The following is a 22542-nucleotide window of genomic DNA, read 5'->3' as shown; positions in this document are numbered from 1 at the left end:
TTTATGGTCTCCTTTCTGCTACAGCTTCTTGTGCATCGTGAACAGCTCGGGTAGATCGAGGATCAGTGCCACGCGCCCGTCTCCCAGGATGGTGGCCCCGGCGCTCCCGTCGACCCGGCGGTAGTTGGTTTCGATGCTCTTCACCACCACCTGCTGCTCGTCCAAAAGGGCGTCCACCAGGATGGCCCCCCGTTCCCCGTCCGCCTCCGTGAGCACCAGGATCCCCCGCTGCGGCTCGGTCACCTCCGCCTCCAGGTTGAAGATCCGGTGCAGCTTGAGGATGGGGAGGTATTCCCCGCGCACCAGGACCACGTCGCGGCCGTTGACGCTCTTCAGCTGCTCGGGCTTGGGCTGCAGCGACTCGATCACCACGTTGAGCGGGATGATGAACTTCTCCTCCCCGACCGCTACTGAGAGCCCCTCCAGGATGGCCAGGGTGAGCGGGAGGCTGATGGTGAAGCGCGCCCCCTTGCCCGCCTCCGAGGCGATCTGCACGCGCCCGCCGATGGCCTGAACGTTTTTCATTACCACGTCCATTCCCACGCCGCGGCCGGAGAGGTCGGTCACCTCGCTTGCCGTGGAGAAACCGGGGGCGAAGATGAGCTGCCAGACCTCCTCGTCTGTCATGGCCTCGGAACAGGGGATGCCGCACTCAAGTGCCTTGGCCAGGATCTTGTCCCGGTTCAGCCCGGCGCCGTCGTCGATCACGTCGATGACGATCCTGCCCCCCACCTGGGACGCGGAAAGCTGTAGGGTTCCCGTCGGGCTCTTGCCGCAGGCGGCCCGCGTCTCCGGCGTTTCCAGCCCGTGGTCCAGCGCGTTGCGCACCAGGTGTCCCAGCGGATCGGCGATCTTTTCGATGAGGCCGCGGTCCAGTTCGGTGCTGTCGCCGGCGGTCTTCAGTTCCACCTGCTTGCCGAGCTTGGCGGCGATGTCGCGCACCAGGCGCGGGAAGCGGTTGAAGACGATGCTGATCGGCACCAGGCGGATCGACATGACGCTCCCCTGCAGGTCGCGCGTGTTGCGCTCCAGCTGGACCAGGCCGCGCTGCAGCGTCTCGTGCAGAATGGGGTCGAGCCCCACCGCGATCTGGCTCAGCATGGCCTGGGTGATCAGGAGCTCGCCGACCTGGTTCACCAGCTGGTCCACTTTGGTGACGTTGACCCGGAACGACGCTTCCGTCTCGTTGCCGCGCCTGCCGAAGGCGCCGGGAGCGGTTTCGTTGCTGTCGTAGACGCGTCTGCCGGCGGCAGGAACGATGCCCTGCTCGGGCGCCGGTTCGCCCTCCGGCGTGCGCCGGTCCACGGGCTCATCCTCCTCGATCTGGAGCTGCTCCTCGTCAGCCACGAACATGAAGACGTCCAGGATCTGCTCCAGGCTCGCCCGGGTGAGCAGGGTGAATTCCCAGCGGGTGAGGCAGCGCTCCGGGTCGGCTTCGGCCAGCTCGGGGAGCTCCATGAGCTGGGCGTTGCAGTGGAATTCGCCCGGCTCGGCAAGCTCCGCCAGTTCGGCGACGATGCTCTCCATGCGGATGCCCCGGGTGAAGATCTCGGGATCGGGGGTGAAGGCGAGCCGGCAGCGGCGCGGCAGCTGTTCGGCCTCCTGCTGGGGGGGGCCTTCTTCCTGGTCCGCGGGGAGCCCGGGAGCAGGGGCGCCGGCACCGGCGTCGATCGCCTGCTGCAGCCTCGCCCGCACCCCGTCGATCACCTCCTGGTCCACCGCCTTTCCCTCGCGGTGCCCGGCGAGCTGCATGGCGATGGCGTCCCCGGCCTCGAGGAAGAGGTCGATCATGCCCGGGGCAAAGGGGATCTCCTGGTTTCTGAGCCGGTCCAGCAGGGACTCCATGACGTGGGTCACCACGGTCATGTCGTTGAAGCCGAAGATCCCGGCGCCCCCCTTGATGGAGTGGGCCGCTCGGAAGATGGCGTTCATCTGCTCCGGGTCCGGCTCCCGGTCACCGAGCGAGATCAGGATCTGCTCCATCTCGGCCAGGTTTTCGGCGCATTCCTCGAAGAAGACCTGGTTGAAGCGGTTCAGGTCGACGGTTTCGTTTTCCCCTCTGGGAGTGGTCATGCCAGTTCCTTTTTCTGCGTCGTCGCCCGGGTCACGGTTCGGGCTGCAGCGCCAGGAGTTCGCCAAACCCGAGGGTGACGATCCGCTCCCTCACGGCGGCCGGCGCTGCGGTGAGCATCGGGGCGGCGCCCCGGCGTTTCAGGTTCTCCAGGAATAGCGCCAGCAATTGGCAGCCACAGGCATCGATGTCATCGACGCGGCAGAGGTCGATGGCGGCCCCCCCGGCCTGCTCCGGCATCCCGTCCAAACGCTCCACGAGCAACAGGTGCAGTTCCTTGGCGCGCTCTACCGTGAGCGGCCCTTCAAGCGTAATGTTTGCTTTATTAACAAAAACTTTTTTACCCACTTTTTGCCGCCCTTTCAGGGAGTTTGATTTTGCGTCAAATCTCTCGTGGGAGTTTTACAACCAGTGTTATACGCGTACTGCCCGTATCGGCAAGGGGGGGGCGTACTTTAGATGTTTTGTGGGGCGGTAGGGTATTTTCTGATGTAGCGATATTGACTTGAAACGAGGGGGGACGGGGGGCGGGGCGTGCTGCTGTTGGTACCGGGGACGCGGAGGATGGGATGGAACGGATGAACGGATGGACGGATGGACGGATGAAGCGGTTAACGGGGAACCTGCTTTTTCAGGAAGACCTTGGCCACCTTGTCCCGGTAGACCAGCTGCCATTCACTTCTTTGCTCCAGGAACCTGGCGAAGCGTGAGTCGGCTTCGAAGATGACCCACCTGATGCCGTAGCGTTGCAGCACCTGGTCCCATCCCGGCCGGAATTCGATCACCTCGTTGTATTCCCGCAGCCGTTGCGCGCCGTACATGTCCAGCCGGCCGTCGATGAAGACCCGGCAATCGGGATAGCCGCGGTAGATGAGGTAGTCCCCGAACTCGTCGCTGTTGAACACCTTCCCCTTGATCCCCTGGCGCAGCACGAACTGGTAGGCGTCCACCGGCATCAGGTGCCGGTCGAAGGCGTGGCGCACGAGGCCTGCGGCAGCGGCTGCCGTTACCACCGCTACGGCCACGGCTCCCCATACCGGGGGACGGGCGCGCTGCTCCAGGAGGGCGAGACGGGCCGAAACCTCCCGCAGCCGGCAGCCCCACCTTCCGCTCCCCTGCAGCAGGTCGTCGAGCCGGGCCGCCAGTGCGGGCGCCGTGACCAGGCCGAACAGGGGGATGTAGCGCACCGAGGTGAGGGCCATGTAGCCAAAGCCGAGCACCAGCAGCAGTTCGGTCGGCTCGGCCTTTCTGGGGGAGCGGGCGAAGAGGGTGATCAGGACCAGCAACAGCCAGGTGAAGGGGGGCCAGCCGTGGACGGCGGGGGGAAGAAACTCCGCCACGTGGTCCATGAGGTAGCGGTCCGAGACCAGCCTGAGCGGGAACAGCAAGAGGCGCCAGCCGTACGGGTTGACCACGGTTGCGGCCAGGCAGGCCAGGAGCACGCCCAGAAGCTGCCGGATTCTGCCCCGCACCATGGCGGACTCCCCGGCTGCGGCGCCGATCATCCCGGCGGCCGTGCCGGCCAGGTAGGCGCCCAGCAGCAGGAACCCCGCCGCGAACCCGCCGTGCAGGTTGGCCCACAAAAGCATCAGCGGCGGCAAAAGCCACAGCCGCCCCCCGCCCTTGCTGCGCCAACTCTCGAGCAGGTAGTGAAAAAGGACCAGGAACAGGAAACTGAAGAGGTGCGGGCGCGCCAGCCAGTGCATCTTGGAGCAGATCAGGGTGGTCAGGGTGACCGCCGCCGCCGGGAGGACGCCGTTGCCGTAGCTGAGCAGGGCCTTGAACAGCAGCCGGAAGGTGAGCGCCAACAGCAGCGCGTACAGCGCGACCACCCCGCTCATCCCCGCTGCCTGGTGCACCAGGGCCATGATCACCTCCGCGAGCCATTCGTGCGCCGTCCAGGGCAGGGGCGGGGCGTGCTGCGAGAACAAGTCGTACAGTGGCACGGTGCCGGTCCTGAGGATCACCTCGCCGGCGCGGATGTGGTAGCCGGTGTCGCCGTCTTGCAGCAGCTGCGAAGGGGTGGTGAAGAACAGCGCGCAGAGCAGCGCCGCCTGGAGCAGATCGGCGATGGAGGGGACCAGGTATGGGGTCAGGTGGCGCTTGAGGCTCATGCGGGTCTGGTGGCCGGCGCACCGGGCCGAAGCGGGGTCCGGACCGCGGCCGCGGCAGGCTGAACCGGGGGGACGCGAGTGGGTGGAGACCCTTGCCGGCGCCGGACGGGCCGGCAAGGGGAGGGGGGGCTACTTCTTGGCCTGTCGCACATAGCTCAGGGCCAGTTGTACGGAGATTACCAGCAGGATGAACGTGTTGAAGTCGACTTTCATGGGATCACCTCCTTGGACGTGGATTGCCTCCGTGGTGCTGCCCGAAGCGGATTACTTGAATACCCTTGCGATCTGGACCACCGCCGGGCCCAGGACCACCACCAGCAGGGCGGGGAAGATAGCGAACACCAGCGGGAAGATGAGCTTAACCGTGGTCTTGGCGGCGGCCTCCTCGGCGGCCTGCCTCCTTTTGGTCCTGAGGTCGTCGGAGAAGGAACGCAGGGCCTGGCTCAGGCTGGTGCCGAAGCGCTCGGTCTGGGCGAGCATGGTGGTGAAGGAGCGCATGTCGTCCACCATGGTGCGCTCCGCCATGTCCTTGAGCGCATCGACACGCGGCTTGCCGGCCCTGATTTCCATGGTCACCTGGCGGATCTCCAGGGCCAGCGGGTTCCGGTCCAACTGGGGGACCTCCGAGGCGCGCAGGAGGGCCGCGTCCATGCTGAGCCCCGCCTCGACGCAGAGGGTCACCAGGTCCAGCACGTCGGGCAGGGTGTGGAAGATCACCAGTTGGCGGCTCTTGACCTTGTTGGCGAGCCAGTAACTCGGCAGCAGGTAGCCGACGATGGCGCAGGCGAGCAGGACGGCCAGGTTGACGCTGTCGAAATAGGCATGTTTGGGTGCGACGACGAACAGCAGGTAGGGAAGCGGCAGCGCGACGGCAAGGAGGAGCTTGCTGCCGAGGAAGACATGCACGCTGTCGCGGTGGAACCCCCCCGCCACCAGCGCTTTTGTGTAGCGTGACTGCTCCTGTTTCGGGAGCTTCATCCTCTCGCCGATGCGCCGCAGCTTGTAGGCCCAGGTCCCCGACTCGACTTCCGGCATCAGGTGCACGGCCTTGTCGGTGGGGAAAAAGGCGGCCAGACGCTGCGCCACCGGGTTCCTCCTCGACAGCAGCACCCGGGACAGGGCCACCGACAGCAACAGCACGGAGCAAAATACCGTGAAAGCGATCAGGTAGAGCATGGCGCACCTCAGATCTGGATTCTGATGATCTTCCTGATGATGATCAGGCCGGCAAGCTGCAGCAGTACTGCGCAAGCGAGGATGTACAGCCCGAGGGGCTCCCTGAGCAGTTCCGTCTCGTATTCGGGGCTGAGCAGGGTGAAGGCGCCGAAAGCGACCACCGGCAGCGCACCCAGCACGTAACCGGACAAGCGCCCCTGGGCCGTGTAGACCCGTACCTGGCGGCGGATTTTAAGCCTTTCCTTGATGGTGAGCGCGAGCTTGTCCAAGAGCTCGGAGAGGTTGCCGCCGATGTCGGAGTTGATGGCGATGACCGTGGTGAAGAACCTGAGGTCCATGCTCTCTATCCTCTGGTTCATGGTGGCGACGGCGTCCACCAGTCGCAGACCGAGTTGCTGCTGCTCGTAGGCGATCCTGAACAGCGTCCCGGTCGGCTCCGGTACCTCCTCCCCCACCAGTTGGATGGCCGTGGTCAACGACTGCCCGGCCCTGAGGGAGCGGGCGATCATGCTCAGGGCGTCCGGGAACAGCTCGGTGAACCTGGTGATCCTGCGCGCAGTCTTGACCCTGATCACCGCCTCGGCCGACAGCAGCGGCAGGAGGGCGGCGGGGAGGGCCGCAATCAAGGAGCGGGTCTGTAGCGCGGTAAAGGCGGCAAGCAGGAGCGCCGCGGTCAGGACGACCCCGAGCAGCAGCGCCGGCGGGGTCTCGATGCCGGCCTGCTCCAGCCTTTTCCCCATCTCGCGTGTCTGCGGCAGACGGGTCATGAGCTCGCCCGCCTGGCGCGCCTTCCTGTTCAGCGCCTCGCGCAGTTCGGGTTGGGCCTCGCCGCTCCCCCCGCGCGCCATCTGCTGCAGCCTCCTTCTCAGTTCGGTCCTGGCCGAGGCGCTGCGGTGCAGGATATACAGGCAGATGGCGCTGCTGGCGCACAGGACGGTGAGAAACACCAATGCCACGATAGGAACAAGCATGCTCGGCTCCTAATTCCGGAACATCATCTCCGGGAGCTCGTGCCCGAAGAGTCTGAAACGCTCGGCGAAGAGCGGCCTCACCCCGGTGGCGCGGAACGACCCGATCACCCGCCCTTCGGGGTCGATTCCCCTTTGCTGGAAGACCATGATGTCGTGCATGACGATGGTGCCTCCCTCCATGCCGGTGATCTCGGAGAGCTTGACCACCTTGCGGGTGCCGTCGGAGAACCTCACCAGCTGCAGCACGATGTTGAGCGCCGAGGCCAGCTGCTCCTTGACCGCCCGCTCCGGAAGGTCCACCCCCGCCATGAGCACCATGGTCTCCAGGCGGGACAGGGCGTCGCGGGTGGTGTTGGCGTGGACCGTGGAGAGGGAGCCGTCGTGGCCGGTGTTCATGGCCTGCAAAAGGTCCAGCGCCTCGGCGCCGCGCACCTCGCCGATGATGATGCGGTCCGGCCTCATCCTGAGCGCGTTGCGCAGCAGGTCGCGCGAGGTCACCTCGCCCCTCCCCTCCAGGTTGGGGAGCCTGGTTTCCAGGCGCACCACGTGGTCCTGATTCAGGTGCAGCTCCGCCGAGTCCTCGATGGTCACCAGGCGCTCGTCGGAGGGGATGAAGGCGGAGAGGACGTTCAAAAGGGTGGTCTTGCCGGTGCCGGTCCCGCCGGAGATCAGGATGTTCAGCCTGGTTTGCACCGCCCCCTCCAAAAGCTCCGCCATCCGCTCGTCGAGGGTCTCCAGTTGGATCAGGTCTCTCATGCTGAGCGGGTCGCGGCCGAAGCGCCGGATGGAGAGCACCGGGCCGTCCAGGGCCAGCGGCGGGATGATGGCGTTGACGCGGGAACCGTCGGGAAGCCTGGCGTCGACGTAGGGGGCGGACTCGTCGATGCGGCGCCCGACCTTGGAGACGATCCGTTCGATGATCCGCATCAGGTGCGCGTTGTCGCGGAAGCGGACCTCGGTCTTGACCAGTTTCCCCTGGCGCTCGACGTAGACGTTGTTGCAGTTGTTGACCAGGATGTCCGAGACCTGGTCATCGGAGAGGAGCGGTTCGAGGGGGCCCAGGCCGAAGGTCTCGTGCTGTATTTCCACCACCAGCCGGTCCCGCTCTTTCTGGTTCAGGGGGATCCCCTCCCCCACGATCAGGCTTTCGATCACGCTCCTGATTTCCGAGACCACCTCGCTGTTTCTCATCAGGTCCATCTTGGCCAGGTCGATGGTGTCGATCAGGCGCCGGTGGATGCGCGTCTTCATGTCCCGCAACTGGTCGTCGTCGGCCGTCGGGACCGCTGGTTTCAATCCGTCCTCAAGCAACATGGCTCCCCCCTCGCGGGCACCCCGCGCGACGCTGCGGCCGGGGCGCGGCGCTCCGGTTACCGTTTGACCCGCTCCGCAAGCCCCAGGATGGCCTTGGTCACCGGGGATTTCGGGAGCAGATGCACCACCGGCATCCCCTTGTTGACCGACGACACCACGTCGGCGTAGTTGTTGGGGATGGCCTGGTACACCGGAACCCCCAGCACCTTTTCCGCGTCCTTGAGCTGGATGTCGGACTTGGGCAGGTACCTGTTGATGACCAGTTTCACCCGGTCCCGGTCATGCCCCCGGTTGGCCAGGGCCAGCAGGTAGCGCTTGGTGTTCTTGAGACCGGGGAGGCTGAGCGTGGTGTTGAAAAGGATGAGGTCCGCGCTGTCCAGGATGGTCAGGTTGCAACCGGCCAGCAGCCCGGCGCAGTCCACCACCACGTAGGTGAACATCTTCTTGAGCAGCTCGAGCATGCGCTGGATCTGGTCCGGCGTGATGGAGACCGCCTCGTCCACTTCCAGCGGTTCGGTCAGGATGTAGGGGCCGGAGGCGTGGCGCGTCATCACGCTCATCAGGAAGTCCGCATCGAGCCGGTCGATGTTGGTGGTCACGCTGCTCAGGGTGTAGGCGGGGTTCAGGTTGAGGAAGGTGTTCACGTCCCCCGCCTCGAGGTTCAGGTCCACCAGGGCCACCTTGGCCCCTTCGGCCGCCAGCGCGGCGGCGAGGTTGACGGCGACCGTGGTGGTGCCCATGCCGCCGACCGGGTTGTACACCGCCAGGATCTTCCCGGACGGCGCCGGTTCTTCGGCTGTTGCGGCGAAGATCAGCCGGCTCACCTTCTGCAGGGAAAGGTTGAGCTCCTCCGGCCCGATGGGGCGCAGCAGGTATTCCACGGCACCTGCGCGCATGAGGGCCAGGAATCCCTCGACGTTCTTCTCCGAGGAGCAGGCGATCACCGACGCCCTTGGGAACTGGGCGGTGATGGTCCGGATGTCCTTGATCCCCTGTTCGACGCGGGCGACCCCGAGGAACACCACGTTGGGAGCCCCTTTCTGCAGCGACGAGGGGTGGCTGACATGTTCGATGGACCCGGCCAGGGTGATGGAGTCCGCGTAAGGCTTCAGGGAGGAGAGCAGAGCATCCCTGGAGAGCTTGTCCTCGTCTATGATGGCGATGGAAAACTGGGAAGTCATCTCACGAGCCCCTTTACCGGAGGTTTGCCCGGTGTCACGCTGGACGGCAAACGGCTCCGTCCGCTCTCATCTGGGAAGCTTGGGAATCCAGTCGAACTGTCTCTCCTCGCGGGGGTCTTTCCGATCGGTCGGCAGCGGGGTGGTGGCTCCCGGCGCGGCGGGTTTCACGATCTTCGGGGTGATGAAGAAGACCAGGTCCCTCTCCCGGATCTCCTTGTCCGTGGCCCGGAACAGCGCACCGAGGATCGGGATGTCCCCCAGGATCGGGATCTTGGACATGTTCTTGATCTGCTCTTCCTGCAGCAGGCCGGCCAGGACCAGGCTTTCCCCTTCGCGCAGCTCGACGCTGGTGCTGACGTTGCGGCTGTCTATGATGGGGTAGCCGTTCACCGGAAGGGTGCCCGCGACGCTGCTCACCTCGGCGGGGTCGATCTTGAGGCTGATCATGCCGCTGGGGCGTACCTCGGGGTTGAACTTGAGCTTCACGCCCACCGTCTTGTAGACGATGGTGGTGGTGGCCGCCGCGCCGAGGCTGGTGATCACGCTGTAGGGGATCTCGCTCCCCGCCAGGAAATTCCCTTCCGAGCCGCTTTTCACCAGGAGGTTCGGTTCCGCGAGGATCTTGGCGAGCCCCTTGTTGCTCAGCGCCTGGAGCACCACACCGATGCCGGCCGGGAAGTAGGAGACCCCGGCGGTGAAGCTGTCCAGGGGGTTGAAGCTGCCGAGTCCGGGTATACTGCCGGCGATACCCGTGGCGTGGGTGGAGCTGCTCCTGACACCGTCGGAACTCGTGACCGTCGAACTGCCGTTGGGGGCGCCGATGAGGTTGTAGAAACCTTCGCCGCTACTGCCGGTTACCAGGGCGCTCACGCCCAGTTTCTTGAGCGAGGTCCGGTCCACCTGCGCCACCTTGACCTGCAGCAAGACCTGGAGCGGCTGGTCCACCGTGATGTGGTTCAGCACCTTGGGGGCGTAGGCCTTGGCGATTTCCTCCGCCCTTTTCCCCGTGCTCTCGCAGCCGACCGTCCCCGAGAGGACAAGGGTGTCGTCGGCGTAGTCGACGCTGATGTTGTCGTCGGGGGCGAAGTCGCGCAGTTGCGACTCCACGGTCTCCCGGTCCCCTACCACGCGCACGTCGAAGAAGATGGGCTGGTCGCTGTTCTCCTCCCACACGATCACGTTGGTGGTCCCGATCTTCCTGCCGTTGATCAAGAGCTGGTTGCGCCTGGGCGGGTCGGGGAGGTCGACGATGTTCTTGTCCGTGACGGTCACGTAGCGGGCCGGATGTTTAAGGCTCAACACCACGCCCTTGTTGACGACCACCGTGGTCGGCACGCCTGCCCAGGCGCAATTGGCCCCGAGCATGACCAGCAGCGCAACCAGCATGAAGCCTCTCTTGGAGGGGAGGAGATTCATAGGCCACCTCGTCCTTACTTGATGTATTTAACGGCCATGGTCATTCCGGGTATTGCCTCGACGTTTTCTCGGTTCCCCTGACGATCTCCAGGGTGTGCGAGGGGGGCGCCTTGACCACGGCAACCGGTCTGGGGGCGGGGGGAGGTGTCGCCACGCGGCGCTCCACGGTCTTTACCCGGACCGGCTCGAAGCCCCCCAGCACCTTACCGATGGTCGCCCCCCGGGACTCGACATGAGAGGTGTCCGAGATGTTCCTCAGCAAAAGCTGCAGGGAACCTTTGCTTGCCGACAGCACCAGCTTTTCCGCGTCCTCGGGGACCAGGTCGAGGGTCACTGTCGGTACCACGACCGGCTTGCCTTCCTTCTGGTCGGTGATCTGCCCGGTGGCCAGCACCGGCACGTTCTCCAGCACGATCTTGCTGATGCTCTCCTTCTCGTTGCCGGGAAGAGGGGTGGTCACGATGACGTCGACGCGGTCGCTTGGGGTGAGAAAACCTGCCACCCCCGCCACTTCGTTGACTGCGACCGTCACGGCACGGTGCCCCTGGGGCACGACATAGGTCATGAAACCGCTTCCCGTCGCCCCGGTCTTCGGCTTGAGCTTGGGCTCGGTGATGGCATCCCCCTTGGTGATGGGACGAATGGCCACCCTGCTGACCACGGTCTCGGCATCATTGGCGCTGCCGGGCGGGATGCTGTCCTTGGGCCAGGAGGTGATCTTCACTTGCGATGGCTTGATCGCTGAGCCGATAGGGATGTCCGCTGCGGCAACTACGATTCTCTGCGGCTGGACGGCCTTGACGCTGTCCATCTCCCTCTGCAGGTAACCGTAGGTGAGCCAGCCGGCAGCCACGGCGAATAGCAGTGAGAAGACCGAGACTACTGCGACTGCGTTGGGGCGGGTCATAGTCCGTTCCTCCTCTTTTGCTCGACCGGAACCGGACGGCAGGCCGTAGCAAAGGCCTCGTGCCCGGTGATAAGGGACCAGCCAAAGCGTGAATATCTGAATCCCCGGGGGGGTCCGCCCAGGGATTGCTGTTCGGTGAGGACGTGGCGATTGCTGCGGTAGCAGGTGCTGGGGTAGGCGATTTTTCCACCCGCGGAGGCACCTGCTCCCCTCCTGAATGCGCCAAAGCCACCTGAGGGGAGCGCTGCATCCTCCCCACAGGTGGCAAGATAGCGGTTACTTCGTCAAGGCTTCGTCAGTTCCGTGTTCACGTTCTGGAAAATGTTCCTTGTGGTTGTTCCCAGAGTTCTCACTGCGAGGATTACGACGATCGCGATAAGCACCAGTATCAGCGCGTACTCGACCAACCCTTGCCCCCTGTTGCTTTTCAGGGCGTCCTTCATTTTCCTTCCTGTTTTCTTCAATTTTTCGAACATGATGACACCTCCTTTGTTGGGCTGAGTTGTACGACCTTTGTGAATCGGCAACCACGAGTCTCCTTCTGGATTTGCTGTAACAGCTACTGTTAAAGGCTGAAAAGTTTGATGTTATAGCTGGTGTAACTGTCATATTTGTATCGGTTATGGTAGGTAAAATTTGGAAAATCTTACATGTCGTGATGTAAATATGAAATTTTAGTTCAGTAATTTTTTGCTTTACTTTATAAAAGTGTTAAAAATTAAAAATATTTAAAAATAGTACGACGCCGGAAAAAAACTGCAAGCGATTTTTTTCGGAAAGGGAGTCGGCGAGGTGGTTGCCCGGATGGGGAGGAGCGGGGTCCTCCTGTAAAAGGAGCGTCATACGCAACGGGTTCTGGAAAGGCGCAGCCGGCATCTGAAGCCGGTGCCTTGAAATTGGTGTCTTCTAATTTATACTGGGGTGCGTTTTGGACCGCCCCCCCGCAATTGCCAGGGGCAAAGGGGCCGCCAGGGGTGTTAGAGGGTGGGGACATGGCTATGCGGAACAGGAAGGGTCAGGCGCTGGTGGAGTTCGCGCTACTGCTCGCAGTGGTGGCCTTTCTAGGTTTCGCGGTCTGCGACCTGGCCTGGATGTTCTTTGTCAACCTGACCATGCAGCATGCAGTCCGGGAGGGGACCCGATATGCGATAACTGGCCAGACCCAGCCGGGTATGGGGCGGAGGGAGTCGTTGATCGAAAGGATTCGGGAGCAGTCTGTGGGGCTCTACGACCGCAACCTTCACGTCCCCAAGGAGCCGCGCATTAGCGTAGTGGACCCGACCCAGGTGAACTTTGCCAACTATACCGGAACACCGACGCAGAATGAGCCGGGGGAGAAGAACCAGATCATCGTGGTCAGCCTGACCTACACCTGTCCGCTTTTGACGCCCGTCCTGAAGCCGATCCTTACCGGCGGAGCCTACACCTTCACGGTGAGGTCGGCGATGGCAAACGAAAACTTTCCCGAGAAGGGTGGACCATGAAACTTGCGGGCCGCTCGCATAACGGCAGGGGGCAGGCTCTGGTGGAATTCTCCCTGCTCCTGCTCGTGTTCGCTCTGCTTATGCTCGCGCTCTACGACTTCGCGTGCGCCATCAGGGCCAGCAACACCATCTCCAACATGAGCCGCGAGGGGGCCAACCTTGCGTCGCGCCCGGCGCCGGGGCTGCAGAACAATCCCCAGGCCGTCATGGACGTACTGGCAGCGACCGCACAACCGCTGGACATGACGGAGAGGGGGATGATGTTCATCACGGTTGTGCAGGGGAAACGGATCCAGGCCCAGGACCGCTGGGCGAAGGGCACCCCGCAAAGCGACATAAATAGCAGGATCGGGACCCCCACGTCGGCCGAACCTAATCCTGTCGCCAACGACCTGGCTTCCCTCGACCTGAAACCGGAACAGACGGCGTACGTGGTCGAGGTTTTCTACAACTACCGGAGCCTGTTTTCCAACAGCGCCATAGCCGTCGGGAAGCAGTTTTACTCGAGGACCGTCTTCTAACAGCGCGACGGGGAGGGAAGGTATGAGATGCCGTCCACGTGGAGACAACGGTCAGGTCGTAGTCGGCTTCGCCGCTGCGGCGGTCTTCTTGCTGGCCATGATCGGGCTCGCCATCGACCTGGGCATGGCCTACCTGGTGAAGACCAAGCTGAGCGCCGCGGTCGATGCCGCGGCATTGGCGGCGGGAAGGGCAATCGCTCAGGGGGAGGGGGCCGCGAGTGCTGAGGCGGCCAAGTTCTTCGCCGTCAACTATCCCAACGGGCTTCTGGGGGCAGCGGTTGCCCCTCCTTCCACCTCCTTTAACTACGACCACAACGCGAAGTCGTGGGAGGTCACTGTGAGCACGACCGCCACGGCCCCGGCCTACTTCGCCAAGGTCCTGGGCAGGAACAGCTTCACCGTCGGGGCTACGGGGACAACGACTATCGCCTCCCTCGACCTGATCCTGGTCCTGGACAGTACCAGTTCCCTGAATCCCCCTACCAGTCCCCCCGGAACAGCGGCCCTGCTCAAGTCGGCCGCCAAATACTTCATCAATAAATTCGATGAAAGAAACGACAGGATCGGCTTGATCCATTTCGCCATGGGTGCGGAGGAGGACGCCTCCATAACGGCCAGCAGAGGGTTCAACAAAGGCAAGGTGAGCGACGCCATAGACGCCATAACTGTAGGCGGTTACACCAACGTCGAGGAAGCGCTGCGGCTGGCAAAACGCCAACTGGACACCGTACCGCCCGGTCAGCAGTCCCGGTTGAGGATCATCGTCCTCTTTTCCGATGGAGCGCCCAACGGTGTAGCCGGTGACTTTGTGACGGATGCCGGGACCACTGTGCGCGGCTCCGTGTCATCCGAGTCGACGGACATTGGGCAGCTCTTCGCTATTGATCGCCGCAACCACCTGATCGGGACCTACGGCATGACGTACCTGCCGGGTTGGGATTACACCGGCAGCGTGAGCGCCTATAACCCCGACGGAACGCGCAATTTCGTCCCATCCGACGCCTCGCAGATCCCCTACACCCTATGCAACATAAACCGGGCGGCGCGCAACATGGCGGAAAACATCGCCAACGCCGCTCGTGCCGAGTCAGGCGCCCTCGGGACGCCCATAGTCATCTACACCATAGGCCTTGGCACCCGGTTGACCACCCACGAGGTCGACTGTGGCTACGGCAGCAGTGAACTCGGGGTGAACATAATGAAACGGTTTGCCAACGTGAAAGGGGTGGATACCTACAAGCCGGATCAGCCCGCCGGCATCTTTGCATATGCGGCGAAGGCAACGGAACTGGATGCCGCTTTCGACAGCATTTACCGGGACATATTGCGGCTGTCGAAGTGACGTGGCCGTCAGCGGGATTCGGACAGGCCTTCTTTCTCGTGCCAAGAACTTGTTGCGCCCCTGGAACAGGACGGGCTTATCGAGACGAACGGCTGCGGAGGTGTGCTTTGGTCAAGACCGGAAAAGAGACAGATGCTTCAGGTCACATCCGCGTGTTGCGTAACATACCGCTGTTCTCGCATCTCGACGACGCGGAGTTCAACGAGGTGCTGCGCCGGATTGTAGAGAAGAAATTTCAGAAGAACCAGATCGTTTTGCTTGAGGAGGAGACGGCAAGGTACATGTACATAGTTTTCAGCGGCAAGGTTCGTGTTGTTCACCTTGGCGCTGAGGGGACGGAAAGGATACTGGCGGTGCACAAACGCGGTGACATCTTCGGTGAAATGGCTCTTCTCGATGCCAAGACCGCTCCCGCGACCGTGATTGCCATGGAAGATACCGAAATAGGCCTGCTCTCGAAGGAGACCTTTGACACCTTTTTTTTACAAAACCAGAAGGTTCTCGCACAGTTGGTGGCGATTTTGTGCCAGCGGTTGCGGGAGGCCCAATTGGTGCTCAAGGCAATTACCTTGCCCGATGCAGAGCAACGGTTGCGATCGATCCTCAACCATTTGAGCCTACTGCACGGGGTGAATGATGCTCGTGGTACTGTCATCGCGCTCAGGCTGACCCACAAGGAGCTGGCGGGGTACACCTCTGTATCCCGGGAGACGGTGACTAGGTTGTTGCACCGGCTGGTTCAAGAGGGTGATCTGGAGATGCTGCAAAACAGGACCATTCTGCTGAAGCCTAGGTTCAAACATAAGATGCAGTTCCTGTAGGTCGGCGTTGACCGTGTAGAGCGCAGCCTGCGCCTTGACATGGCCGCCCCCCTCACTATACTTTCGTGGTTGGAAAAATTTAATAATTTGGTCGGCCCTTGTAAAGGCCCGGCCGAGAGTACTGGAGCGGAGTGGGACCATGGGTGATGTGCGTTGGAACAACAAATCGTGGTGGCGCTGCATCACCCAGAGGAAGCAGGACATCGCTGACAGCTTCGCTCATGGGTTCTGCGCTGAGGCGAAATTTCAGCAAAAACTGGTGCAGGAACGGAGACGTGCTGACAGGGCCGGAAAACCGCTTCTGGTCATGGTTATTGCGGCAGGCAGTGTGGCAAAGGATGAAGGCCAGCTTTTTCTCCCTTCCCTGGCGAACATGCTGCGCGGCTGCTTGAGGGAGACGGATATCGCCGGAGCCTTGGGCGAGGAAGGGATAGGGGTCATTTTAACCGAAGTCGCCGCTGAAAAAATCCCTGATGCCAAGCGTGTTGTCGCGACGAAAGTGAGGGAGATGCTGGAGGCAAAGTATGGTGAGGCATTGGCAGGGCGTGTGGCCATTGCGTTTAGGATATACCCGGAAACCGGTGGTGATGACGACGCCTTTGACATGATCTTCTATCCCGATATCACCTCTGACAGCATCGGCAAGTCCACAGGGATGGTGGTCAAACGAGTCATTGACCTTGCCGGTGCCGTGATGTCACTACTGCTGCTGGCCCCCATATTCGTGATTGTTCCTTTGGCTATAAAGTTCACTTCCAAGGGGCCCATCTTCTTCATTCAGGAACGATATGGTTTGAACGGCGTCAAGTTCAGACTGTTCAAGTTCAGAAGCATGTTCGTCAATAACGATGATCTGATACATAGGCAATTCGTGAAGCAGCTGATCGATGGATCCATAGACGAAGGTGAAGATACGGTCTACAAGATCACCAGCGACCCTCGTGTTACCGCAGTAGGGAAGCTGCTCAGGGCCTACAGCCTCGATGAGTTGCCGCAGCTGTTTAATGTGCTCAAAGGGGAGATGTCCCTGGTCGGGCCAAGGCCGCCGATCCATTACGAGGTTGAAAATTACAGCGGCTGGCAGAGAAACAGGCTCATCGGCAAAAGGCCCGGTATCACGGGGGCTTGGCAGGTGAGTGGTAGAAGTTCGACGACCTTTGACGAGATGGTGAGGCTTGACCTGCACTACCTCCGGAGCTGGAGCGTCATGTTGGACGTGAAAATCATCCTCCTCACACCTTTCGTGGTACTGAGGTGCAGGGGGGCCTACTAAGGTTCAGCAAAACTAGGGTGGAGCCTATGATCAACGTCGGAATAGTAGGGTTCGGTTACTGGGGGCCCAACGTTGCCAGGAATTTCAGTATTACCCCCGGAGCTAAAGTAGTTGCCATTAGCGATGCGGATGACAAGTCTTTGCAGAGAGCAGCTGTCAGTTATCCCGGTGCAAGGATGGAAAAAGATTGTGAATCGATCCTGACAGCCAAAGATATCGATGTTGTAGCGATAGTTACGCCTGTTTCATCTCATTTTAGTATCGCAAAAAAAGCACTCGAGAATGGGAAACACATCTTCATAGAAAAACCTTTCACTGCTTCGGTAGCAGAAGCCGAAAAGTTAATTGAGATTGCAGAGACACATAAAGTGAAAATAATGGTTGACCATACGTTCCTTTTTACGGGTGCAGTAAAAAAGATAAAAGAATTGATAGATGACGGAATACTAGGTGACTTGTACTATTTTGACTCAATCAGGGTTAACTTGGGTCTATTCCAAAAAGATGTAAATGTGGTATGGGATCTCGCCCCACACGACTTGTCTATCATGGATCACATTCTCCACATGGATCCAGTTGCTGTTACAGCAACCGGAGTCGCACATTTTAGAAACCAACTCGAGGATGTAGCTTATATAACAATATACTTCCCTGGCAATGTGATAGCTCATCTTAACGTAAATTGGCTTTCTCCGGTCAAAATCAGGACGACTCTTATAGGCGGCCAGAAGAAGATGCTGGTTTGGAACGATCTGGTGAGCGACGAAAAGATACGGGTTTATGACAAAGGCGTCGAGGGATTGGACAGTCTGGAGATGGAGTCGAAGGAAAAGGCCTACGGTCTGCGCCTTAGCTACCGTAGCGGAGACATGTGGGCGCCAAGGGTGACCCAGGTCGAGGCCTTGCAGGGAGAGGCTTCCTACTTCATCGATTGCATCAATAACAACATCACCCCCAAAAACGACGGGTATGCCGGTTTGAGGGTGGTCCGGATGCTGGAAGCAATTAAAAAGTCGTTGAGCGGGGGCGGTGCACTGGTCCGCTTAGACTAACTGACGTGGCTGCAGAGACGAACTGCACCCGGAAAAGGAGAGAACGGATGGCTGAAGACTTCGTAGCAGTTTCACCGGATGTCAAATTAGGCCAGCAAGTGAAGCTTGGAAAGTTCATCAACCTCTACGGATGTACTATTGGAGACAACACTAAAATAGGCGCTTTCGTAGAAATTCAGAAGAATGCAAACGTTGGTAAAAACTGCAAGATATCCAGCCACACCTTTATCTGTGAAGGGGTGGATATTGAGGACAACGTCTTCATAGGCCACAACGTTACTTTCATCAATGACCTATATCCCAAAGCGACCAATGCCTCCGGAGAGTTGCAGGTAGAAGCCGACTGGACATGTATCAGGACGACCATCAAGAAGAACGCGTCCATTGGGTCTAGTGTCACCTTGCTGTGTGGGGTCACCGTTGGCGAAAATGCCATCGTAGGTGCCGGCAGCGTTGTCACAAAGGACGTTGCACCCCACAGCGTAGTAGCCGGTAATCCGGCGAGGGTATTACGGGTTATCCAAAAGGAGACAAGCGATGAAGGTGCCATTTCTCAATCTCAAAGCACAATATGATGTAATTGCAGAAGAGGTGCAACGCTCGATAGCGGAGGTGCTGTCCAAGTGCGCATTTTCTGGCGGGCCCTACGTTGAAGCATTCGAAGAGGAGTTCGCCGTCTTTTGTGGAAGCAAATTTGCCGCAGGCGTGGGCAGTGGTACGGACGCCCTCTGGCTGGCCCTCCTGGGGTTGGGAGTGCAACCTGGCGACGAGGTCATAACGGTCCCCAATAGCTTCATTGCGACCGCGGAGGCTATTTCCCTTTGTGGAGCTCGGCCTGTTTTTGTGGATGTCAAAGAAGACAGCTTTACCATGGACCCTGAGCTGTTACCGCAGGCCATCACCAAGCGGACGAAGGTTATCATACCCGTCCATCTCTATGGCCAAACCGCGGATATGGATCCGATCCTCTCTATAGCTGAACGACACGGGATTGCTGTTCTTGAGGATGCATGCCAGGCGCATGGGGCCGAGTATAAGGGGCGACGAGCAGGGGGGCTTGGCCATGCCGCATGCTTTAGTTTTTACCCTGGCAAGAATTTAGGGGCCTATGGTGAAGCTGGTTGCGTCGTCACCAAAGACGAAGAGTTGGCCAACAAAATAAAGATGCTACGGGACCATGGCCAGTCTCGGAAGTATTATCATGACGTCATCGGGATCAATGGGCGTATGGATGGCATACAAGGCGCCGTTCTGAGTGTGAAACTAAAGTACCTGGACTCTTGGAACAAACAACGTCGCGCCAACGCGATGCTTTACAGAGAGAAACTAGCCGGTGTGGCTGGACTCAAGGTTCCAAAAGAGATGGAATATGCCCGTCACGTCTATCATGTTTTCGCTGTTCGTTCACAACGCCGGGAAATGATGAGAAGCTCTCTCCAACAGAGCGGAATCGACTGCGGCGTACACTACCCAGTACCAATACATCTGCAGGAGGCTTATGCCAGCCGGGAAGAGCAGGCAGGAAAGTTTCCTGTGGCTGAGTTGTGCGCCCGGGAACTGCTTTCGCTCCCGATGTTCCCGGAGTTGACCGGAAAAGAGGTCGATTACATCTGCCAGGAAGTAGAGCGTCACTCAAATGTGCGGGACAAAGCGTAGCTGCTTGGTAGAAATGATAGATCCATGTCACCACCCTGGTTATGCCGAGTGGATTGGCAGATCTCGGGAAAGCACGATCTTCCATTCTGTGCAATGGGCGATGCTTCTGAAGGAATCCTACCGCTATCGCCCTAGATACTTTACCTTGAACCAAGGCGGGCAGATCAGAGGATGTCTGCCGATCATCGAAGTGGATAGCGTCATCACTGGGAAGCGGGGAGTATCCGTCAGTTTTTCAGACCACTGCCACTCAGTGGTTGCTGACGAAAAGGACTTCAATTTGCTGTTTCAGAGCGTGTTGGACTACGGCCGGTCAAGACGATGGCGGTATGTAGAATTCCGGGGCGAGGCCATGCTCAGTCATGAGGTTGCCTACCAGAGGTTCGTACAGCACACTCTGCCGCTCGAAAAAGATGAAGCTACCTTGCACTGTAGGTTGCGAAAAAGTGCAGCACGAAGCATTCAAAAAGCGCTTAAGGAGGGTGTGCGGGTCGAGGTTAGCGATGGTGTGAATGAGGTTCTATCTTTCTACCGATTGCACTGCATTACTAGGAGACGTCAAGGGCAGCCACCCCAAGCAAAGAAGTATTTCATACACCTACACAAACATCTAATTTCCAAAGGATTTGGATTTACAGCCCTAGCACGGCATGGAGAAAACACTGTAGCAGGCCTTATTTGCCTTCATTTTGGAAATAAGGCAATTTATAAGTACGGAGCTTCTGACGAGCAGTTTCAGAGTCTTCGAGCTAACAATCTGTTGTTTTGGGAAATGATAAAGAAGTGCGCAAATGATGGTTTTACTAGCCTGAGTTTCGGTCGTACAGACCGAGATAACGATGGGTTGTTGATTTTTAAAGACGGGTGGGGAGGGGAGAGGTCTGAGCTAAACTACTACCGTTATGACTTTAGCACGGACACTTTCCTCCCTCTGGGCGTCAGGTTTCATGGCTACGAGAAGCTTTTCAAGAAACTGCCTATCACGTTGTTAAGGATTGTGGGGACTCTGGGGTATAGGCATATGGGATGATTGGGAGAGGACGAGGCTCTTTATGAAATTATTAAAGGGTACAATGGTGCTGGTTATGTTTGTTATCTGGGGGTGCACATCGACTGCCGCCAATAGAAGGCAGCCTTTGCCGCCTGCCCCCGCTGGTGCAGAAGTTGAAAGCATCTACAGGATCCAGCCTGGTGATCTGTTAGACGTCAAATTTTTCTACAACCCTGAACTTAATGAGCAAGTAGTGGTACGGTCGGATGGGAAAATATCACTCCAACTTATCACTGAAGTAACAGCAGGCGGACTCACTCCCACAGAACTGACGCAGAGACTCAGCACGGCGTATGCCAAGGAGATATTAGAACCTAAGATTACAGTCATAGTTCGAACGCCCGTGGCTGATAAAGTGTATGTGGATGGAGAGGTTAATAGAGCAGGCATGGTGACTATCAGCGGAACTATCACGGCGGTACAGTCAATTGCACAGGCCGGTGGCATGAAAGAAAGCGCGAATCCTAAGACGGTAGTGGTTATACGACGAGGCTCTGATAATGAGATAAGCACGATACACTTGAATGTAGAAGAAATCAGAAAAAAGGGCGAGGGTGACGTGGTGCTGCAACCTAACGACATCGTTTACGTTCCGAGGTCTTCCATCTCTGATATCAACACCTGGATAGACTTGTACATAAGAAAAAACGTACCGTTGCCAATCGGCTTAGGTTACAGCATCAGGTAGATTTCGCCAAACGGTGGAAGGGGATAAGAGGATGGATAGCCATGGAAACGGATAACGGTCAGGTACTAGTCAATACGAAGGTAGCGGTTCACTATGTAAGCATCATCTTCAAAAATAAGAGGATAATGGCGACCTCTTTTGTGGTTGTTGTCCTGCTTGCAGTGTTTGTGGCACTACTGAGTCAACCACTTTACGAGGCCAAGTCTACCGTTCTCATAAAGATGGGCCGGGAGTATCTTGCAAGGCCAGAAATTGGAGAAAGAATCTCCGCCCCGACAATGGCAATCAACCAAGACGGTTTGATCAGTTCTGAGCTCCAAATTCTTTCAAGCAAAGAGCTTAGAGATAAAGTGGTTAAAGAAATCACAGCTTACAAGCTTTTCCCTGATTTGGTGGCAATGACGGACGTAAATGTTGAAGACCTTGCGGAAACTCGACTTGAAAAGACTCTGAAATTAAACAAGGTAAAAAATTCAAATGTTATCGAGATCGGCTATGAGCACCCGGACCCTGAAATTGCTGCAAGGGTCGTTAACTCATTCGTAGATTACTTCAGAGATAAACATCTGCAGGTTTTCCGTGAGCCTCAATCAACCTTCTTGCAGCAACAGCTTGAGATGTACACGGAGAAACTAAGGGCCTCCGAACGGGAGTTAGAGGTTTTTAAACAGGAGAACGATGTCTACTCGTTAGGAGAACAAAGGACCCTTTTACTTCAACAGAAACAGGAACTCGACGCTGAATTGAAAGCAACTGATAATCAAGTACGAGAGCTGCAAAAAAAAGTGATTGTTCTTAAAGGGCAATTACAAACCGTTTACAAGAGCCGTGATTCATATGTTCCACCTGAAAGAAGTTTCGATATCCAGGACGCAAAAGCGAAGCTGTTGGGTCTGTTGCTTGAAGAGCAGCGTCTGGCAAAGAAATATACCCCATCTAACAAACTGATCATAAATTCCAAAAACGAAATTGAAATTGTTAAAAGATATATCAATGATCTTGAGACAGATGCTAATAATAAGGCTAAAACTGGTAACCAAGTTTACCTTGATTTATATAAGGATTTCTTGACGTCAAGTGCAAGCCTTCAAGCTTTAGTGGCGAAAGTTACGAGTGTTAGAGCCCAACTGCAAGAGATCAAGAACAGCTTAGCAAGCATCAATAGAGGAGAGCAACAACTTGAAAATCTTAAGAGAGAAAAATTGATGAACGAGAAAAACTACCAGAACTATTTGGATCGTGTAGAGGAGTCCCGGATGCTGGAAGAGATGAACCGGCAGAAGCTCGCCAACATCAGCGTCATCCAAACAGCAGCTGTTCCAGTCGTTCCGTCTACAACCAGCAGAGTAAAAATAGTGGCGTTCGGCTTTGTGTCGGGGGTCTTTGTAGCCATCGGCGCAGCGTTCCTGAAGGAGAAGTCGGATCAGACGTTCTCAACGCCTGAGAAGGTTGAGGTAGTCTCGGGATTGCCAGTGTTGGTATCAATACCTTATAAATAGGGGCA

Annotated in this window: 21 protein-coding genes; 11 read left to right on the top strand and 10 right to left on the bottom strand. The window is 58.5% G+C overall.

Annotated features, from left to right (window positions below; translation table 11 throughout):
- Nucleotides 1–18: 18 nt before the first annotated feature.
- The 10 genes from H7687_RS13975 to H7687_RS13930 form a co-directional block, all read right to left on the bottom strand.
- The gene (locus tag H7687_RS13975) at nt 19–2073 is read right to left on the bottom strand and encodes a chemotaxis protein CheW (RefSeq protein WP_183348408.1); all 2055 of its coding nucleotides are present in this window, start codon (nt 2071–2073) and stop codon (nt 19–21) included.
- A 31-nt stretch (nt 2074–2104) separates the two neighbouring features.
- Nucleotides 2105–2419 carry an STAS domain-containing protein gene (locus H7687_RS13970; RefSeq protein WP_183348406.1) on the bottom strand — a complete coding sequence of 105 codons (315 nt, stop codon included), beginning with the start codon at nt 2417–2419 and terminating at the stop codon, nt 2105–2107.
- A gap of 263 nt (nt 2420–2682) precedes the next feature.
- Nucleotides 2683–4185 (bottom strand): hypothetical protein, encoded by a 1503-nt coding sequence (locus H7687_RS13965; RefSeq protein WP_183348404.1) that lies wholly within the window; start codon nt 4183–4185, stop codon nt 2683–2685.
- Nucleotides 4186–4449: 264 nt separating this feature from the next.
- Entirely contained in the window at nt 4450–5361 is a 912-nt protein-coding gene (locus tag H7687_RS13960) for a type II secretion system F family protein (protein WP_183348402.1), read from the bottom strand.
- Between the two features lie 8 nt (nt 5362–5369).
- A complete protein-coding gene (locus H7687_RS13955; RefSeq protein WP_183348400.1) occupies nt 5370–6332 on the bottom strand; it encodes a type II secretion system F family protein in 963 nt (320 codons plus the stop codon).
- 9 nt (nt 6333–6341) lie between these two features.
- Nucleotides 6342–7646, bottom strand: a complete 1305-nt coding sequence (locus H7687_RS13950; RefSeq protein ID WP_183348392.1) for a TadA family conjugal transfer-associated ATPase — start codon at nt 7644–7646, stop codon at nt 6342–6344.
- Nucleotides 7647–7702: 56 nt separating this feature from the next.
- Nucleotides 7703–8827, bottom strand: a complete 1125-nt coding sequence (locus H7687_RS13945; RefSeq protein ID WP_183348391.1) for a CpaE/TadZ family protein — start codon at nt 8825–8827, stop codon at nt 7703–7705.
- A 66-nt stretch (nt 8828–8893) separates the two neighbouring features.
- Nucleotides 8894–10243 (bottom strand): type II and III secretion system protein family protein, encoded by a 1350-nt coding sequence (locus tag H7687_RS13940; protein ID WP_183348389.1) that lies wholly within the window; start codon nt 10241–10243, stop codon nt 8894–8896.
- A gap of 40 nt (nt 10244–10283) precedes the next feature.
- The gene (cpaB, locus tag H7687_RS13935; protein ID WP_183348387.1) at nt 10284–11150 is read right to left on the bottom strand and encodes a Flp pilus assembly protein CpaB; all 867 of its coding nucleotides are present in this window, start codon (nt 11148–11150) and stop codon (nt 10284–10286) included.
- A gap of 284 nt (nt 11151–11434) precedes the next feature.
- Nucleotides 11435–11626, bottom strand: coding sequence for a Flp family type IVb pilin (locus H7687_RS13930; protein ID WP_198424637.1), 192 nt, complete (start codon nt 11624–11626; stop codon nt 11435–11437).
- A 516-nt stretch (nt 11627–12142) separates the two neighbouring features.
- Here H7687_RS13930 and H7687_RS13925 point away from each other — a divergent pair.
- The 11 genes from H7687_RS13925 (at nt 12143) to H7687_RS13875 (ending at nt 22537) form a co-directional block, all read left to right on the top strand.
- The gene (locus H7687_RS13925) at nt 12143–12634 is read left to right on the top strand and encodes a TadE/TadG family type IV pilus assembly protein (RefSeq protein ID WP_183348385.1); all 492 of its coding nucleotides are present in this window, start codon (nt 12143–12145) and stop codon (nt 12632–12634) included.
- Nucleotides 12631–13155, top strand: a complete 525-nt coding sequence (locus H7687_RS13920) for a TadE/TadG family type IV pilus assembly protein (RefSeq protein ID WP_183348383.1) — start codon at nt 12631–12633, stop codon at nt 13153–13155. The genes H7687_RS13925 and H7687_RS13920 overlap by 4 nt, the downstream gene beginning before the upstream one ends.
- 22 nt (nt 13156–13177) lie before the next feature.
- The gene (locus H7687_RS13915) at nt 13178–14497 is read left to right on the top strand and encodes a vWA domain-containing protein (protein WP_183348381.1); all 1320 of its coding nucleotides are present in this window, start codon (nt 13178–13180) and stop codon (nt 14495–14497) included.
- A gap of 107 nt (nt 14498–14604) precedes the next feature.
- The gene (locus tag H7687_RS13910) at nt 14605–15318 is read left to right on the top strand and encodes a Crp/Fnr family transcriptional regulator (protein ID WP_246404884.1); all 714 of its coding nucleotides are present in this window, start codon (nt 14605–14607) and stop codon (nt 15316–15318) included.
- 139 nt (nt 15319–15457) lie between these two features.
- On the top strand, nt 15458–16591 hold the full coding sequence (locus tag H7687_RS13905; protein ID WP_183348379.1) for a sugar transferase: 1134 nt from the start codon (nt 15458–15460) through the stop codon (nt 16589–16591).
- A 26-nt stretch (nt 16592–16617) separates the two neighbouring features.
- On the top strand, nt 16618–17643 hold the full coding sequence (locus tag H7687_RS13900) for a Gfo/Idh/MocA family protein (RefSeq protein ID WP_183348377.1): 1026 nt from the start codon (nt 16618–16620) through the stop codon (nt 17641–17643).
- A gap of 47 nt (nt 17644–17690) precedes the next feature.
- Nucleotides 17691–18218, top strand: coding sequence for an acyltransferase (locus tag H7687_RS13895; RefSeq protein WP_183348376.1), 528 nt, complete (start codon nt 17691–17693; stop codon nt 18216–18218).
- A complete protein-coding gene (locus H7687_RS13890; RefSeq protein WP_183348374.1) occupies nt 18181–19299 on the top strand; it encodes a DegT/DnrJ/EryC1/StrS family aminotransferase in 1119 nt (372 codons plus the stop codon). The genes H7687_RS13895 and H7687_RS13890 overlap by 38 nt, the downstream gene beginning before the upstream one ends.
- Before the next feature lie 100 nt (nt 19300–19399).
- Entirely contained in the window at nt 19400–20329 is a 930-nt protein-coding gene (locus H7687_RS13885; RefSeq protein ID WP_246404882.1) for a lipid II:glycine glycyltransferase FemX, read from the top strand.
- 22 nt (nt 20330–20351) lie between these two features.
- Nucleotides 20352–21038 carry a polysaccharide biosynthesis/export family protein gene (locus H7687_RS13880; RefSeq protein ID WP_246404880.1) on the top strand — a complete coding sequence of 229 codons (687 nt, stop codon included), beginning with the start codon at nt 20352–20354 and terminating at the stop codon, nt 21036–21038.
- A gap of 41 nt (nt 21039–21079) precedes the next feature.
- The gene (locus H7687_RS13875; RefSeq protein ID WP_183348370.1) at nt 21080–22537 is read left to right on the top strand and encodes a GumC family protein; all 1458 of its coding nucleotides are present in this window, start codon (nt 21080–21082) and stop codon (nt 22535–22537) included.
- Nucleotides 22538–22542: the final 5 nt, after the last annotated feature.

The sequence above is a fragment of the Geomonas paludis genome (genome assembly GCF_014193585.1).
Classification (GTDB): domain Bacteria; phylum Desulfobacterota; class Desulfuromonadia; order Geobacterales; family Geobacteraceae; genus Geomonas; species Geomonas paludis.
Note: the sequence above shows the minus strand (reverse complement) of the source record. Positions and strands in the feature narration are given on the sequence as shown.

Bases quoted from the DNA above. Each gene is read 5' to 3' on its own strand.
- H7687_RS13975 (WP_183348408.1), bottom strand. From the start codon at position 2,073: ATGACCACTCCCAGAGGGGAAAACGAAACCGTCGACCTGAACCGCTTC.
- H7687_RS13965 (WP_183348404.1), bottom strand. From the start codon at position 4,185: ATGAGCCTCAAGCGCCACCTGACCCCATACCTGGTCCCCTCCATCGCC.
- H7687_RS13960 (WP_183348402.1), bottom strand. From the start codon at position 5,361: ATGCTCTACCTGATCGCTTTCACGGTATTTTGCTCCGTGCTGTTGCTG.
- H7687_RS13955 (WP_183348400.1), bottom strand. From the start codon at position 6,332: ATGCTTGTTCCTATCGTGGCATTGGTGTTTCTCACCGTCCTGTGCGCC.
- H7687_RS13950 (WP_183348392.1), bottom strand. From the start codon at position 7,646: ATGTTGCTTGAGGACGGATTGAAACCAGCGGTCCCGACGGCCGACGAC.
- H7687_RS13945 (WP_183348391.1), bottom strand. From the start codon at position 8,827: ATGACTTCCCAGTTTTCCATCGCCATCATAGACGAGGACAAGCTCTCC.
- H7687_RS13940 (WP_183348389.1), bottom strand. From the start codon at position 10,243: ATGAATCTCCTCCCCTCCAAGAGAGGCTTCATGCTGGTTGCGCTGCTG.
- cpaB (WP_183348387.1), bottom strand. From the start codon at position 11,150: ATGACCCGCCCCAACGCAGTCGCAGTAGTCTCGGTCTTCTCACTGCTA.
- H7687_RS13930 (WP_198424637.1), bottom strand. From the start codon at position 11,626: ATGTTCGAAAAATTGAAGAAAACAGGAAGGAAAATGAAGGACGCCCTG.
- H7687_RS13925 (WP_183348385.1), top strand. From the start codon at position 12,143: ATGGCTATGCGGAACAGGAAGGGTCAGGCGCTGGTGGAGTTCGCGCTA.
- H7687_RS13920 (WP_183348383.1), top strand. From the start codon at position 12,631: ATGAAACTTGCGGGCCGCTCGCATAACGGCAGGGGGCAGGCTCTGGTG.
- H7687_RS13915 (WP_183348381.1), top strand. From the start codon at position 13,178: ATGAGATGCCGTCCACGTGGAGACAACGGTCAGGTCGTAGTCGGCTTC.
- H7687_RS13905 (WP_183348379.1), top strand. From the start codon at position 15,458: ATGGGTGATGTGCGTTGGAACAACAAATCGTGGTGGCGCTGCATCACC.
- H7687_RS13900 (WP_183348377.1), top strand. From the start codon at position 16,618: ATGATCAACGTCGGAATAGTAGGGTTCGGTTACTGGGGGCCCAACGTT.
- H7687_RS13895 (WP_183348376.1), top strand. From the start codon at position 17,691: ATGGCTGAAGACTTCGTAGCAGTTTCACCGGATGTCAAATTAGGCCAG.
- H7687_RS13890 (WP_183348374.1), top strand. From the start codon at position 18,181: ATGAAGGTGCCATTTCTCAATCTCAAAGCACAATATGATGTAATTGCA.
- H7687_RS13885 (WP_246404882.1), top strand. From the start codon at position 19,400: ATGCTTCTGAAGGAATCCTACCGCTATCGCCCTAGATACTTTACCTTG.
- H7687_RS13880 (WP_246404880.1), top strand. From the start codon at position 20,352: ATGAAATTATTAAAGGGTACAATGGTGCTGGTTATGTTTGTTATCTGG.
- H7687_RS13875 (WP_183348370.1), top strand. From the start codon at position 21,080: ATGGAAACGGATAACGGTCAGGTACTAGTCAATACGAAGGTAGCGGTT.